The following is a 16,413-nucleotide window of genomic DNA, read 5'->3' as shown; positions in this document are numbered from 1 at the left end:
TTTTTCAAGTCTTATCTCACAAAATATCTTACAACATTTATTTTGTCCATAGTTTTAACTTACAAAAATCTTTCAAAGAAGTTGACATTATTCCCAATTTCATCAAAAACTATATTCTGAGCTTCCAAATTTCTTACAAACTCAACTGAACCTATAAATTCATCCTCATCAATACTTCCATTTTTTAAATCTAATCTGGATATTGGCATTCTATATCCAGCTCCATGATGATATACAACATCATCGTATACCCCAAACCATAGAGGATGAATATTTGTTCGATTAGTTCTATTCAAGGGATACCAGTTTACTTTATGGTCATCTAGAATTTTCAACAAATTACCTCCAGTATCGCTAACCTCTGAACCATGACAGTTTTTCCACGAATAACCAGGATACCAGTCTCCTTTTATTTTTTCCCAAAAACCTACAGTTGTTGCCGCAAATGAGGGGTGAGGGTTCATGTCTCCATCATTCTCTTTTCTTTGAACGGCAATTAAAGCATATTTATTTAGTTTTTCTTCTAAATATCTACCAATTGGTTTAATAGGAAAAGCATCTCCATCTAAAAAAATTATCACATCTGTAGGCTTCGCTTCTAAACATACAACTTTTGACAAATAATTTAATTTATCTGCATGATTATAACTAAGAATTGAATCATTCTCATAGCACGATTCAAGATAAAAATCCTTGCAGTTCCGAGTTTCCGGAACACACGCTACTATTTTATACGGTCTATCAAAATTCTTTTTAATGTATTCTAATTGGGGTTTTATCCACACTTCTGTTTGGTAATGCACCGTGCAAATGTAAATCATAATGCTTATGTTTATATTAACAACACAAACAATTACGATTATGCAATATTTTTGTTTCGTTATTTTATGGTTTTTTATTCGTACTTTATATTGATATTTTTATTCAACAAAGACAATATCTAAAAAGTATTCTAATTCGTCCTATTAATGGTTGTTTATTTCTATTTTTTCAATACTTCTATTTGAATCAAGGGCATCAAAAGGTAATTCGTAATTAAATTTGCCTGCAAGGAGTTTAGTCTCTTCACTAAGTTGGATTGGTAATTGTATATTTCTCCAAACATCTGCTAATTCTGGATTAATATCATCATGATTAAAAATATTTGGATCACCATCTCCATCAATCATGCGTTTCCCTTTATACGGATACAACATATCCTCTTCAAAATCTATTTCTAAAAAGTCACAGATGTTAGTAATAATTGGTTTAGGACTCTGTACCAAATCTTCATAACGGACTAGCATAAACTTTTCGCTATTTATGCTATTAAAAAAATTCAATAGATTAGAATTAAATGCGTACCATGTCTCTTCTGCAACTTTATATGGATCAGTGACCTTCTGCATATGCATTGTATATGTCCTATTGCGAACTATTGAATCAATAACTGAATATGGGTGACGAATAAGAAATATGTATTTAGGGTTTTCAAATATTTTTTCGGCACGGTTTAAAATTACCTGGCTTGATGAATATTCGGGTGACTTATCAACTAACATACGGGCACCCAATTTATCCTGAATAATACGGTACACTTCACTAACAGGGGTATCTTTCTCAATTAAACTATTCAAGTATTCTAAAGCTTCTTTTTGGCTATAACCAAAAAGTTCAATAAAAGATCTCAAAACTCCACCGTGTAAAATAGTATGTTTATGCCTTGCTTCAGCCCATTCTTTAACAGTATTATACATCAAAATTTTCATCTCCGGAGGACTGAATAAATTACTATTACCAGCCAATATAAGCCGCATTAATGTTGAGCCAGACCTCACAGCAGAATAGACAAATGCCATGCTTTTATTCTTGGATTTTATTTTATCATCCGAAAAATTCTTCGCATCAAAATTCTCTGTAAAAACTGATTTTTGAACCTCCTCTTTTTTATTTTCATTATTTAAAATGCTAATTGATTCTTCTATATAAATAGCTAATTCATTTATCGATTTTTTACTCAAAATTTCAAATTCATAAACTGGTAAATTAAAATCCCTTTTTAAATCTAAATATAATTGACCCGTAACAGATTTGATATCAATATCCTCAAAACATACATCCGTATTTTTTTCAATATTGATATTTAGCGCATGAGATATTTTATCCCTCAGGTATTGGCCTATCTCTTGCAAAACTGGCGAATTATCTGTCCCACTTTGCAATTCCGAAGCTAAAATGGCTTTCCTTTCGTCTAATAAACCCTTTATTAAACGAGTCATCTTTTCGATTGTGAGATTATCAAATAAATCTTGTAGTGAAATTTCAATGTCATCAAATATATTTCTGATCCTGTTCAATAACATTGTAGCTAACAAGGAATGTCCACCAATTTTTATAAAATCATCATGAATGCTAATTTCATTTGTCCCAAATAATTTGGTCCACATTCCCATTAAAATACTCTCTATTTCATTGCTTGCATAATCAGTACGTTTATCACTTATTATACTCGGCTGATTACTATGAATTTCTGTGGATTCAATCTTTTCGTTCCAGAGGCTACCATAAATTTTAGTTTGATTTAACTTTGAATATTCTCTGGTACTGATAATTGTTTGCGGTACTTTTAGCGATAAAATCTGTTTTAATAATTCAATCCCCTCCTCTGATTTAATCCCAAATTCTTTATTAATTTCTCTCAATGATGTAATATCTGATGGTAACTTAGCCGATATTCCCATCCCTACCTCACTCCACATGTCCCAATTAATTGCCGTTATAAGCGTACGTGAATTTGAGAAATGCTTTTGGGCAAAAGCATCAACATATGCATTTGCAGAACAATAATCAGCCAACCCATACAAACCTAGAACAGATGCAATAGAAGAACTGAATATTAAAAAATCCAGATCGTCATTTTTAAATATTTCATACAAGTTGGTTGTACCTTGAATTTTGGGAGGAAATACTTCTTTAATTTCTTCCGGGGATTTAAACTGAATACTACCACCTCCTTGAACTGCTGCGTTATGAATTATTCCATTAATATGTCCAAATTTTTCTTTACAAAGCGAGGCAACATCTGATAACTCATTGAAATTTGAAACATCCCCCTTACATACTAGGACAGTAACACCATATTTAGTTTCTAATTCAATAATTGTTTTAATAGCATTAACGGTATTGGGATTCGTATCCGCTTTTTTCACGTAAATATCCCATTCACTACGGGAAGGGAACTTGGAGCGTGAAACTAATATTAGATTAGCATTATAGTTTTTAGCAAGATATTCTGAAAAAACTAGCCCAACCCCACCAAGTCCTCCGGTAATTAAATAGGTGCCTTTATTACGCAATATATTGGCATTGGCGATTGTAGATGTTAAACTAATCTTTTCGTAGGTCTGCTCCCATCTTTGTGTTCCTCTGTAAGCAATGTAATTCTCATTAGGGACATTTGTAAAATCATTTAATAAATTCTCTAACAAAGAGTCATTTAACTTATTAGAACAAATTTCAATGCAAGAGCATTTAATATTTTTATATTCTTTAGGAGTTGTTTTAATCGGTCCTAGTATTACAGATTTCTCGGGGCTAATTTGTTCATCACCATTTACAATGAACAAATTACTAGTTAAAACAAAAAGTTGAAACTCGCTGGCTTTTTTTGTCTCCCCAATAGCTTGAATTATGTAAATAAGATTAAAAAAGTGGAGTTTCAGATAATCACTATTAATTTCGCCAGTGTCCGAATTATTTGTTACCGATTCAAGACTCCAGAGATGTACAATTTTCTCCGGAATCAAACTTATTTCTGATAGTCTACTAAACAAAGCCTGATAATCGCTTTTACTATTTGGATTAATATAAAATTCAGTCGTTTTAGTTTGCTTAAAACCATCACCCTGCCTGATAATTATAACTTTTTGTCCAAAACCTTCAAGTTTTTCAACTATTTTGTTACCAACATTTTGTCCATCAATAAAAACCATCCAGATCTTGGGAGCTCCGGCTAATTCAGTTTGAATATTACCTGAGAACTGGTAGCTCTGTTTCCAAGTTGGTATATAAAACCATTCCGATAATTTATTCTTAGGAATTAAGGAATCTTCATTGTCAATTTCAGTTTCTTTTGTTTGCTCAATTTCATACCAATACCTCTTCCTTTCAAAAGGATAAGTTGGTAAGGGTATCCTATTTCTTTTTTCGTCTCTATAAAATGATTTCCAATCAATTTTAGCCCCATTTTGCCATAAACTACCTAAAGTATTGTAAAGCGAAAATAATTCTGAATCCTTGTCTTCAGAAGGAGAAAAAGAAAAGAATACCACATCATTACTATTTAATGAAGGATGCTGCTTTAACATGGAGTATAGGGTTTGTTTTAATCCGATCTCCACGTAAATTTTTTTGGTATTTGTTTTTGAAATATATTTTATAGCATCGTTAAAATCAAAAGTATCACTAAATATCTGTAACCAATATTCGGGATTTTTGAGTGTATCAATAGAAATTTCATTCTTTGTAACACATGATATATATGAAATTTTGGGCGATGATATGTTAAAGGTTTTTATAACAGCGCTAATATCATCTTTCAAAGAATCGAAATATTTTGAATGGTGAAAAGGATAGCGACAATCAACAAGTTGGTAGCTAATGTTCTTAGTTTCTAGGAATTTCATCATCTCCTGAGTAGCGTGAGTTGTTCCTGCCAACAATAGAGTAGACGGGTTGTAAACAGCAGCTAATGATAAATCATCGTTCAACTGATCTATTATTTCCTCTTTCGAACACAAAACGGTTAACATTTTACCAGAAGGAAGGCTCTCTAGTTTGTTAAATAATTCAACAATAAGTTTGATTGCATCTTGAAGTGATATTACTTCTGCAATACATGCAGCGGCTAATTCACCAGTACTACAACCTATCATTAAATCTGGGTTTACACCCCAACCTATCCAGACTTTTGCTAAAGCGTATTCAACGAATAAATATATTAATGTCGAATTCAAGTCAGTTTTTTCAACATTCTTATTGTCAGAATATAGAATGCTTTTGATATCGATTTTGTACAATCGATTTAGCAAATCAAAACAATTATCTATCTCTTTCTTAAATGATGGAATATTTTTGTAAAATTCATACGTGATGTTATCCCTATAATCCTCGGATCCAGAAAGCAGAAAGACAATTGAAGATTCTTCATTTTCATTAAAGATTGTGTGAGATAAATCTTTTGAGTTTAATGATTTAACCAAAGACTTTTTGTCCTTACAAACGAAAGATTGTCTGTAATTAAATGCTTTTCTGCCAATGTTCATTGAATAAACAACATTGTCGACACTTTTTTCGGGATAGCTTTCTAAATCTTTACTTAAATTAAGTTTAATTTGCTCTAGGGCACTAGCTGTTTGAGCTGATAATGTTAATATTTCTAATTTATCAGAACCATTTGAAATTATTAATTCTGGAGCTTCTTCCAGAATGAAATGAGTATTTGTTCCTCCTAGTCCAAAATTATTGACAGCAGCTCTTCTTGGAAGGTTTTGGCTTTCCCAATCAATTAAACTTGTATTAATGTAGAATGGCGAATGCTCGTTTAGTGTTTTTTTGTCAACGCTATCTAAATTTATTACACCAGGAATTTTTTTATTCTTCAGAGATAATGCAACTTTTATTATTCCTGCAATTCCTGAGGCCATACCTAAATGCCCAATATTTGATTTTACAGAAGTTACTGCGCAATATTTCTCTTTGTCAGTATATTTTTTAAAAGTGTTTGATAAGGCGTTTAATTCTACTCTATCGGCTAATCTATTGGCAGTCCCATGAGCCTCAATATGCGAAATAGAACCTGCATCAACACCCGAATCAACTAAGGCATCATTAATTGCCCTGCACATGCCTTCGGTCGTTAATCCATGATAACTTAATTTTTGAGGCCCAAACCCATCGTTGTTACAACTCGTCCCTTTAATAACGGCATGTATATAATCTCCATCCTCCACCGCCTTTGATAAAAGTTTTAATACTACTATACCCAATCCATTTCCAGGGATAGTACCTCTTGCATTCTTATCAAAAGAACTAGAAGAACCATCAAGTGATAACTGTCCATGTTCAGCAGTAAAATAACCCTCTTGTGGAATATGCAAATTAACACCGCCCGCTAAAATAATGTCACACTCTTTGCTGCGTAAACTCTGACAAGCTAAATGAACTGCTGTTGTTGAACTAGTGCACCAATTTTGAACATTAAAACTAGGTCCCCTCAAGTTCAATTTATAAGCAACAAATGTTGCCATATAATCATTAATACATTTGTTCAAATTGTAGGAAATATCTTCCTTGTCAATTGTTTCATGTATTTTTTGTATCACATACCTATACAAATAGTTTGATATATTTGAACCTGCGTATATACCAATCTTACAACTATTATCGCCAGTAGCGTATCCACTATTTTCTAGAGCTTCCCATGCACATTCTAAAAATAAACGGATTTGAGGATCCATTAAAATTGCCTCATGGGTATTACAATTAAAGAATGAAGCATCAAACTTGTCGAGATCCTTTATAACAGATGCGGCTTTAACAAAATTTGGAGAATTAATAGTTTTTTTATCTCTTCCCTTTTGCAAAAGCTCTTCTTCAGAAAAGTGAATAATTGAATTTTTATTTTGAATTAAATTATTCCAAAACTCACTATAATTATCTGCATCAGGGAAACGACAAGCCATTCCGATTATTGCAATATCCCTGCTATTAATATTTTTATCCATTTATTAATACCTCTCTATTATTTTAAAGGATCATTGACTCATTGAAAGTTCTAAAACAAAGTGTTTGTAAGTAATTAAATTTGAATAAGACTGGATTTTATTCTCTCTAAAACCTCATTACTAACGTCAACATTTTTTCTACTGATTAACTTTTCCTTAACACCATCATTAAAACTATTAAAATACATTCTTAATTGATCTAATGAATAACCATTATGAAGGAAAACTAAGACATATTCAGCTAGCATAGTGTTTAATATACTAGTTGTTAATGGATTGTTTATTAGTATTTTTTCTATTTCATCCATAGCCCTATTTGAATCCATAGTATTATGTTTCCAGTTAAACGCCCAACCGGATAATCCGTACTTTTCTTTTTCTTGCCATATTGGAGTCATTGGGGAACAGAACCAGAGGTGAAAATTAGAAAAAGTTGGAGGAGATTGGTTCAAGAAATCAATTGTTTCTTTTATAGTATAATCTGTTTCGCCAGGAAATCCCATAATTAGGGTAGCTATCGACATAATACCATATTTATTCAATAAATCTACTCCTTTTCTAAAATCCTTCACTTTTGCCTGTTTATGCATGTTATCTAAAATCTGCTGACTTCCAGATTCTATTCCAAGATGGACTAATTCACAACCGCTCTCTTTCATTAGTTGCACTGTTTCCTCATCAGAAAATTGACAACGATAAAATGCATTCCACTTAAAATTATACTTCTTTCGAATCATTAGCTTTAACATCTCTTTATACCGAGGTTTAGGAATGTTAAGCGTATCATCTATAAACCTAATATATTTTACCTTACCTATCTCTGCGATAGAATCCAATTCTCTTTCAACATAATCAAGGCTTAAATAGGTATGTTTCCCCATACGTGCAGGAAAATCGCAAAATGAACAGCTAAATGGACATGATAATGATGTTCTTATAAATAGATAATCTGGCAAATCTTTTTTGAATAGTTGCCAATTTATCATATTTTCTTCAAGGGTAACTCTCTCATCCTTTGAGGAAGTTTGGATAAGATCCCCATCTTGCTTATAGTATAAATTATAAATATTATCAAAAGAGGTGTTGTTTTTAATGGCTGTTAATAGATCCCCTAAAGTATCTTCCCCTTGTGGAGAATCAACATAAAAATCGGCGCCTAAACTTTTAAGAAATGCTATCTTGGCTGATTTTGTTTCTTCAAACAATAATTGACTATTAAGGTATGGTCCCCCGATAATAATTTTTACTTCTGTATTGTATTTTCTGATAAAAGAAACAAGATCCCGGATTGGGAATTGGTTACCATATGTAGTTGTTAGGATAGCGATTGTTAAAACGTTGCTGTTTTGTAATAAATCAGCTAATTTTTCTTTTTCCTTTAAAAAGGAGATAATATAATCAAAACTAAAGCCGTGATTATCAAGATAACTTCCAAGATAAGCAATAGTATTGCTTAAGGTTTCATCAAGATTAACAAGTTTCTCAGACTTATAATTGTTATGTAAATATTCAATTAATTCAAATATTTCATAAGGTTTACCATTGTGTTTAAGATATCGTATATTAAAGTTTCGAGAAACTGAAGACTCCGGCCCAATAGTTTTTAATATTTTCTCCATTTTTCCTATCTCGAAATTATAGGATCCTATAAGAAGACAGTCAATATTTGCTTTCATGAGAATATATCTTTAAAGTTAAGGGTTAATAATCAAAATATTACACTGGCTATTATTAGTCATGTTTTCACATAACAAAAAAAATAATACTCTATAAATTTGTTGGCAAAAGGAAGTTAAATCTGGGTTTATTCAAACAATAAAAACTATTCCTCAGTTATTTATGCTCCTCTTTAAAATCATGAAACTGACCTATTAGATATTCTACTTGAGGTAATCAAACTTTATTTTGGTTAGCAGTTCTTTAGACTACTATTATCAATGTGAATTATTTACAATTTCAACAAGATGTTGTATGTATTTTAGCCTTATTATAAATTTTTTCCATTAATTCTATCCTTTCAAAAGATTCATGAATTGGAATATTCTTCTTTTTTTTCTCAATTACATCAATAAAAAAATTTAATTGATTAAAAAAATAATTTTGTGATTCAAATACATAATCTTCATTTTCAACAGAATTAAGATTATTAATTTCCATTTTCAATTTCTGGAAGCCAAATGTTGGTCTCCAGAAATTTTTAATTTTAATCTCTGCTTTTTCGAAATTAATAAAATGGTCTGCCTGATAAGGATGTGCATAGGAACAGAAAAGTTCAGAGGTAACACCATCTTGGAATATTAATTTTGTTTGGAATATATGATCTCCCCCATTTGGACCATTAAAATCACATTGGGTGTCAAAACCTAATGGTTCTAATCCTAAACAAATCTGGGTCAAATGGCACCATAGTAATCCTTCTTCAAAAAACACACTTCCTCCCTTTTCTGGAAACAGCCTAAAATCATTAGGTTCATTAATATTATAAGAAGCTTTTGTTTTAAGAGATTTCAAAGCACCATATTTTTTATTCTTAATTATTTCTAATAATTTATCACTAAAAGGATGGTGTTGTGACATGAGGCCTTCTAAAACTACAACTTCAGGATGATCATCTAGACATTCTTTAATTCTCTTTAAATCTTCAGAATTTAGGCAAAGTGGTTTTTCTATTAATACATGCTTACCTGCTTTAATGGCTTTAATAGTCCAATCAGCATGTAAACTATTGATTAAGGGTATATAAACAGCATCAATTTCTTTGTTGTTTAAAAGTGTATCATACCCTGAAAAATAATTGGGAATGCTATATTTCTCTGCAATACTTTTTGCTTTTTCATCACTTCGAGAAGCAATTGCATAAATATTAAGACGTTCTACTTTTTTTGACGGCTCAATTAATGAACGCCCAATAACATCTGCGGTTCCAAGTATTCCAAGCTTAATACATCCCATTACATAGTATTTTATAAATTTAAACTTTTCTGAATTCTTAATGCTTCTGACTTAAGGTTTGGCCAATTTCGCCAAAGAGCTTTATCACATTTTTCTAGATCCTTGCATTGGAAACATGCCTCTAAATGTTTTTCCTCTGCACAAATACGCACTGTACATTTGAGGTGAGCCTTATTTTGTGGCATTTCTTTATTTTTACACCCATAACAGAAAACTTCGTCTGCAGTAAAAGATTCGCCTTGCTCAAAAGTCCAGTCTGAGGCTATCCTTTTTTTAGCATCAATGTCATTGCTAACTGTTGCTGTAAAAATGTGACATTTATTACCACATTCAGCACCACAATAACCCATATTCTTGAAATCAAATTTAGTTTCCATGGCTTAATGTTATTAGATTGAGTGCTAAATTCATAATAGATTTGAATCCAAATTATTTATATTAAGGATAAATACAGATTAGATTATTTACCGTTTAAATAAAGTAATATGCATTTTGAACATATTGGAGTTAATCCTTGGCTAATAGCTTCTCGTACCTTATTGAATTTTTCGCCCTTCCAAATTTCGACCAAACTATTATTGTACAAATTCCCAACTACAAATTCACGGAATGGTTGACAGGTTGTCACGTCACCATTTGCTAAAATATCCATCCTATTAGATACTGCATAACAATTGGAGCTGTACTGTACAGGCATTTTTTTGCCAACTAAATAATCTCTAAATTCTGGAATTTCAAGTGGAGGTTGAAGCCTGATTCTTAATTTTGACTCATGATCAATTATTTTTTTCATTTGTTCTTCAAGAACAGGAATTAATTCTGGTTTTATATGATAAGCATAAGTATACCAACTATTTTGTTCCCTTTTATTCAAATTATCTAACCAACTGAAATGTTTATTGTAATGTTCATCCATTTCTTTGCAGGTATCTGGGCCAATGTACCATGGAAAACCGAAGTATAATGAGTCTACACCAAAATTTTCACAATATTTAGCAAACTCAAACAAATTCGGTATAATATCATCATTCAGAACACAATGAAATGTTGTTAAACCTTTGAATAGTCCCTTTTTTTTGAGTGAAATCAACATTTCAGCATTTTGAACTGTTTTGGCAAAAGTCCCTTTACCGCGTACAATATCATGTTCATGTTCAAATCCATCCAGACTCATTACTACTGCTAAATCCTCAGAGATAGGAAGCAGTGTATCAACTTTCTTATCTAATAAAATTCCGTTAGTACAAATTGTTAACCAACGATGATCTTTAATCAACATCTTAGCAATATCATCCCATTGTTTATGAATTAATGGTTCTGCTCCCCACATATATAGTCTTGATTTTGCCTCCTTTGTTTCAAATAGTGTCTTTTCTATAATTGAAGCATCAAGTTCAATCTCTTTCTCCTCCTTATCCAAATAACGAAAATCACCATTTTCATTCCATAAGAAACAAGTTTTGCATTTTAAGTTACATCTTCGAGTAACTTGCATCCCAATATCTAATGGTAAGTCAGAAGAATAAGTTGGGTTCAACTTTCTCATTCTACGTGTTTTCGCAATAGATTTAATTGATTCTTTATGTCTCTCGAATGTTTTTTCGTCGAATTTAACTGTTGTTTTAGGCTGCATATATTTCCTCCAAATAGTTTTTTAGTTTAGGTCTTATTTTTAATAAGTTATTATGCAATTCATCAAGAATTGCCATTGAAAAATTCGATTCTTTCCAATTTTTATATGAAATTCCGAATCCTAAATACTCCCATAATTTAGAATTAACGTTCTCATACTCACCAAATGGGTCTAAAAATATTATTGGAGTTGCAGATGAAAGTGAATCAATTATGGTTGCCCCTCCTGGCTTACTAATTATTGCTTTATTTTGTGCTATAAGATTGTATACTTCAGAATATTGCCGATTGTTTTTATATTGTATTTGGCTATTTCCATTTACTTCTCCTAATGGTGGAAAAATATAATAATTATGGCTATCCTTTTCCCAGGCTTTCCAATTTGGGTCAATCATGAAATAACGGTGCTTATTCTTATTATCAGATATGTCGTTGTTATCATAGGCTATAATATCTAAACCATAACCGAGTTCCGTTAATTCAGGTATAACGTTTTTATAAGTACCAATACCCCATCCACCACCATGAACAATAAATCTATCGTTCCTTTTTTCAAACATTAAGGGGGGCTCGCCCTGAATATCTATAATTGAAGTAACGGCTCTGTTTTCCCAGTTAAACATCCAAATATGACGGTAACATGAATGAGAGGTATCCCTTCCCTTCCAGGATATAGACTCCGTTGCGTCCATGTGGCATATATCTACCTCAATCTTAAAATCAATTGCAGATAAATATTGCTCAATTATTGGCACCCAAAATCCAGAAAAAACCAAAAAATGAGATCTCTTTTCATTAATCCATTTTGTAAGTGTCGCCTCTAGCACAGGTATATCAAAACTATCAAAAATATTACCTGTAACCTTTTGTCCCATTAAGGCGAACTTAAAATTTTTATGAAATTGAACTTTTGCTTCGGGTATTTTATTTTGCTTTTCCTTTAAAAAAAGACTCTCAAGCACAACAACATCAGTATTGAAACCCTTATTTTGCAGTTGAGAATTAATTGTTAAAGCTGGAACATAAATTCCGAGGGTAACTCCAGAACTAAGAATTGTTATCGTACCTTTTTCCATTTTATTTCTTAATTTACTACTTTGATATTGAATTCATTAAATGCAAAATTCAGTTTTGACAATAATTCATCTTTCTTTTCTTCATTGTCTTTTGCAATTAGAGAAAAATAAAACCTGCCTTTGCATGACATAGAGTCTGTAACATTATCACCAACATTAATATTTATAGCATTTGCAGATAATGGCAAAATCCCCAAGTTATTTTGACTTGTGAAAAGAATCCCAAGTTCATCGAGTCTATTTAAAAGTTTTTCGAACGAAATTTTGTTTTTTAGAATTAATGAAAGATACATCAGATTCCCTTTTACCGAAAAATTTGCCAAATGCTGATCTATTGCATAATTTATCAATCCCATCGATTTGCGGGCATTGATCTCAATAATGGGGATTACATTATCATCTTGATCAACCATTGAATCAATGCACACAGGGCCAAAATATCCTTCTTTATAAATTTCTCTCCCAATCCACTCAACCTGCTTAAAATATTCCGTTTTATTCAAGAAACTAAGGAATTTGCTGTCTGATGTTTGTATTCCAGAAAAAGCAAACCCATTGTTTCGCATTACCTGAACGGTAACTAGTTTTATTTCCCCGGATTTATCTATCAAAAGTTGCGTTGAAAAATCTGCTTTCTTATTCAGCAAAGATTCAATAACAAAGCATGTCTTTTTTCCATTCTGCTCCTGCTTCTGAATATGGCTACATATACGGCTAAGCAGTTTTTCGGAGTTTATTAGCATATTACCTTTACCCGAAACCCCCATTGGATCTTTTATAAGAACATGGGATGAAGAAAGCATTTCTTTACCTATCCTTAACAGATATTCAGATGAATATGCTAATTCCTCTTTTTTAATACCTCCAATTTCCTTTGAAAGAAGTGTAGAAAATACTTTTGAGTTTACTTTCTTCACTATCTCGATGCTCGGAATACTATTTTCTAATTGCAATTTCTGCAATAGCAATTCAGATTCTGGCAAAATGGAATACGGAGAAAAGGAGTTTATAGATGATGTTAAACCACGGAAATATTCAAGGTTTTGACTCCCTGAAATCAAATCACAAATTGATGCTACACCTGAACCTTTTTCATTTTTGGGTTGAACATCATTACTTTTGAATTCAAAGCCTAGTAGACAAAGATATTCCTTATGAAATTGGTCAAATGGCAGCCTAGTGATCAGAACATCATTTGAATTTGCACAAAATGCAAATTGTAATTCATCGAGTACTGAAAGAACATTATCACTCTGTAAATCCGAAATAGATGGAAGTTCAGAAAAGCCTAATTCTTTCCAAAACAGTTCAGAATTAAAAGTTCCTAAGTATAATGTATTGTTCGATTCTTTCACTATGATTAATTTCTCTGTTCAATACGCTGACCAACCTGCTTTTCTATAAATTTTACTAATTTCCCGAAGGAACGCATTTGAGTAAAATCAAGGTTATCAAAATCAACTTCAATATCAAATTCATCCTCTAACTTCAATAAGAAATTAATCATTTGAAGCGAATCCAAACCCACATCATTAATCAAGTCAGTAGAATCATTGATTTCATTCACAAGAGACTTATTTTCCCTTAGTTCTGCTAAAATCACTCGCAATTTTTCTCCTATATTCATAACTTTAAATTTAAAATGGTTATTAATTGATTGATTATTTAATTTTCAAACAGACAAACTAGAAACCTCGCTATTTTGAACCTGTTTATTTTTCAAAACAGTAATTTTTGGAAGAATAAAATTATAAAGTTCCTCAGCAGATTCCTGTATTGTTTTACCATAACTTTTAATTACAATATCTGGTTTCTGTGGAATCTCATAAGTAGCGGAAATTCCTGTAAACTCTTTAACCTCACCAGCTCTAGCCTTTTTATACAACCCTTTTACATCTCTCTGTTCACAAACCTCTAAGGGAGCATGAACATATACCTCAACAAAATCCTTATCTCCGATTATATTCCTAGCAATATTTCGAACTTCATTGGTTGGGCTGATAAAACTATTGATACAGATGATTCCAGTATCAATTAATATTTTTGAAACCTCGGCAACCCTCCTTATATTTTCATTTCGATCTTCTGTCGAAAATCCAAGATTAGCATTCAGACCTGTTCTTAATATATCACCATCAAGTATTTTAGTAATATATCCATTTTGATAAAGCATTCTCTCTAAAGCACCGGCAATTGTAGTTTTGCCAGCACCGGACAAGCCTGTTAACCAAATTACTCTACCCTTTTGGTTAAGTATATTTTCCTTTTCAACTTTAGTAATAAAATCCATTTCAATTATTTTAGTTAGACTCTATCAATTATTTTCTGAGATACGATTTGGGTTGCTATAATTATTCTTGATTATATAATTATTAATATATACCTAACAATCTATCACTTGCTCCAAACTTCATAACCAGATTGACTTCATCGAACACTTCGTTATATCTCATCAAATGCGAAAACGAATTTACAGACTCAAAATAACTGCTGTCATGAAAGTTTCTGCTTTGCCTGTGTATGATGATAGATAGTTGTTTTTCTATTCTAATCACATTATCCATTTTAAAAGAGACACCTAGAAGGGAAATAAGCGTTTTAGGCTGATTATTAAAAGAATAAAATATGTAACCTTTTAGACTCATTTAACGTTAATATTACTGTTGATAAATAATACAAAACATATTGAAAAAATCACCTTGTAAACAATATTTACAGCATACTAAACCTTGAAAGGATTTACAATTGGACAACAACGACAAATCGTAAATACTTTCAAACAGACTTGATAATGCACATGGAATTAACTTGTGACTATTTATTTCAAACAGTTTTTTTAAAAAGGTTTATTGATAAATATTATAACTTAATTAATTTTTGAATCAATTTGTTGTTGATCATTCAAACAAGTATCCCTTAAAATTAATTTGATTTCTGCACCATATTGGTGTTGATATCAATAAAAAATGTTTGATTAATATCTTTTAACTTTATTCCAAATCTCGTTTTCCCCTTTTGCTTTACCAAGATCCCCGAATGACCAGCCAATGGACCATAAAGTATTTGTACCTGTTCGCCCTCAGAGAAATTGGTTTCGACAGTAACCCCTTGATTAAGTCTTAGCATCTCCTTTATACATTCTATCTCTTTTACTTGAATTATTGATGGTTTTCCTGCGCAATGAATATATGTTACAATTTTGGGTACCTGTTTTATAATCTGCAACTCATATTCATGTGTATTCACAAAAATATAACTTGGAAAAAGTACTTGATCTATAACTTTTTTTTGCCGATTCTTCCAAGTCTTTAAGGTTTTGGTCATGGGGAGAAAAACCTCGTATTTTCTTCTTACAAGTTCTTGGTAAACATACTTCTCCGCTCGAGGGGCAGTATAAAATATAAACCAATTGCTTTTAAAATTAGATTCTATTAAATAATCATGTTCAACATCCTGTTTGATTGGGCTTAATAAAACATCATAGTTTAGCATTAGTTTCTCTATTAAATACAGCTTCGCCTAGTCAATTAGCATATAATCTATTAACCTTCAATTTTTTCACGTTTCGTATTCAAAAATCTATATCAAGATAAATAATATAAATTCCTTCTGTGACAAACACCAACAATCATCTTAATTATTTATGCCACATTATATTACAAATATAATTGCCTGTATTAGTTTTTTCAACAAGAAAAGTCAGTCTTCTTAATCCAATCTAATTGTATTACATGTTCAGCGACAAATCTATAAATTTTTTTATTAAATCATAAACAAATCAAATATATTTTTAAGATACAATAGGTATAAGTAAACTAACAAATATTAATATACATTTTTAAAATATATCATATAATCTGTTTTTTTAAAATTAAGTAGTATAAAATACTAATTATAAAATTTATTATAGCATATATGGTCAATTTTAAGATGACATAAATCGTAAAGATTTTTGCTTTAATTCAAAATATGTTTAATGAATTTACAAC

Annotated in this window: 11 protein-coding genes; all 11 read right to left on the bottom strand. The window is 31.2% G+C overall.

What is annotated here, in order from left to right:
- Positions 1-59: 59 nt before the first annotated feature.
- The 11 genes from HOO91_18725 to HOO91_18675 all read right to left on the bottom strand — a co-directional run bounded on the left by HOO91_18725 (position 60) and on the right by HOO91_18675 (position 15,916).
- Complete coding sequence (locus tag HOO91_18725; protein ID NOU19596.1) at positions 60-821, bottom strand: hypothetical protein; 762 nt, start codon at positions 819-821, stop codon at positions 60-62.
- A 144-nt stretch (positions 822-965) separates the two neighbouring features.
- Entirely contained in the window at positions 966-6,764 is a 5,799-nt protein-coding gene (locus HOO91_18720) for an SDR family NAD(P)-dependent oxidoreductase (protein ID NOU19595.1), read from the bottom strand.
- A gap of 74 nt (positions 6,765-6,838) precedes the next feature.
- Positions 6,839-8,440 (bottom strand): radical SAM protein, encoded by a 1,602-nt coding sequence (locus tag HOO91_18715; GenBank protein ID NOU19594.1) that lies wholly within the window; start codon positions 8,438-8,440, stop codon positions 6,839-6,841.
- Between the two features lie 280 nt (positions 8,441-8,720).
- Positions 8,721-9,716 carry a Gfo/Idh/MocA family oxidoreductase gene (locus HOO91_18710; protein NOU19593.1) on the bottom strand — a complete coding sequence of 332 codons (996 nt, stop codon included), beginning with the start codon at positions 9,714-9,716 and terminating at the stop codon, positions 8,721-8,723.
- Positions 9,717-9,727: 11 nt separating this feature from the next.
- On the bottom strand, positions 9,728-10,093 hold the full coding sequence (locus HOO91_18705; GenBank protein NOU19592.1) for a DUF3795 domain-containing protein: 366 nt from the start codon (positions 10,091-10,093) through the stop codon (positions 9,728-9,730).
- Positions 10,094-10,176: 83 nt separating this feature from the next.
- Positions 10,177-11,262 carry a radical SAM protein gene (locus HOO91_18700; protein ID NOU19591.1) on the bottom strand — a complete coding sequence of 362 codons (1,086 nt, stop codon included), beginning with the start codon at positions 11,260-11,262 and terminating at the stop codon, positions 10,177-10,179.
- Between the two features lie 76 nt (positions 11,263-11,338).
- The gene (locus HOO91_18695) at positions 11,339-12,424 is read right to left on the bottom strand and encodes a UDP-glucuronosyltransferase (GenBank protein NOU19590.1); all 1,086 of its coding nucleotides are present in this window, start codon (positions 12,422-12,424) and stop codon (positions 11,339-11,341) included.
- A gap of 8 nt (positions 12,425-12,432) precedes the next feature.
- A complete protein-coding gene (locus HOO91_18690) occupies positions 12,433-13,779 on the bottom strand; it encodes a hypothetical protein (protein ID NOU19589.1) in 1,347 nt (448 codons plus the stop codon).
- Positions 13,780-13,784: 5 nt separating this feature from the next.
- On the bottom strand, positions 13,785-14,051 hold the full coding sequence (locus tag HOO91_18685; protein ID NOU19588.1) for an acyl carrier protein: 267 nt from the start codon (positions 14,049-14,051) through the stop codon (positions 13,785-13,787).
- 45 nt (positions 14,052-14,096) lie between these two features.
- Positions 14,097-14,714, bottom strand: coding sequence for an adenylyl-sulfate kinase (gene cysC / locus HOO91_18680; GenBank protein ID NOU19587.1), 618 nt, complete (start codon positions 14,712-14,714; stop codon positions 14,097-14,099).
- 632 nt (positions 14,715-15,346) lie between these two features.
- On the bottom strand, positions 15,347-15,916 hold the full coding sequence (locus HOO91_18675; protein ID NOU19586.1) for a UpxY family transcription antiterminator: 570 nt from the start codon (positions 15,914-15,916) through the stop codon (positions 15,347-15,349).
- Positions 15,917-16,413: the final 497 nt, after the last annotated feature.

The organism is Bacteroidales bacterium (genome assembly GCA_013141385.1).
Lineage (GTDB): Bacteria > Bacteroidota > Bacteroidia > Bacteroidales > Tenuifilaceae > UBA8529.
This window is presented reverse-complemented; position numbering and strand designations above follow the sequence as displayed.

What these genes read in the sequence shown, in the direction of transcription:
- HOO91_18725 (NOU19596.1), bottom strand. Translation starts at nt 821, where the DNA reads ATGATTTACATTTGCACGGTGCATTACCAAACAGAAGTGTGGATAAAA.
- HOO91_18720 (NOU19595.1), bottom strand. Translation starts at nt 6,764, where the DNA reads ATGGATAAAAATATTAATAGCAGGGATATTGCAATAATCGGAATGGCT.
- HOO91_18715 (NOU19594.1), bottom strand. Translation starts at nt 8,440, where the DNA reads ATGAAAGCAAATATTGACTGTCTTCTTATAGGATCCTATAATTTCGAG.
- HOO91_18710 (NOU19593.1), bottom strand. Translation starts at nt 9,716, where the DNA reads ATGGGATGTATTAAGCTTGGAATACTTGGAACCGCAGATGTTATTGGG.
- HOO91_18705 (NOU19592.1), bottom strand. Translation starts at nt 10,093, where the DNA reads ATGGAAACTAAATTTGATTTCAAGAATATGGGTTATTGTGGTGCTGAA.
- HOO91_18700 (NOU19591.1), bottom strand. Translation starts at nt 11,262, where the DNA reads ATGAGAAAGTTGAACCCAACTTATTCTTCTGACTTACCATTAGATATT.
- HOO91_18695 (NOU19590.1), bottom strand. Translation starts at nt 12,424, where the DNA reads ATGGAAAAAGGTACGATAACAATTCTTAGTTCTGGAGTTACCCTCGGA.
- HOO91_18685 (NOU19588.1), bottom strand. Translation starts at nt 14,051, where the DNA reads ATGAATATAGGAGAAAAATTGCGAGTGATTTTAGCAGAACTAAGGGAA.
- cysC (NOU19587.1), bottom strand. Translation starts at nt 14,714, where the DNA reads ATGGATTTTATTACTAAAGTTGAAAAGGAAAATATACTTAACCAAAAG.
- HOO91_18675 (NOU19586.1), bottom strand. Translation starts at nt 15,916, where the DNA reads ATGCTAAACTATGATGTTTTATTAAGCCCAATCAAACAGGATGTTGAA.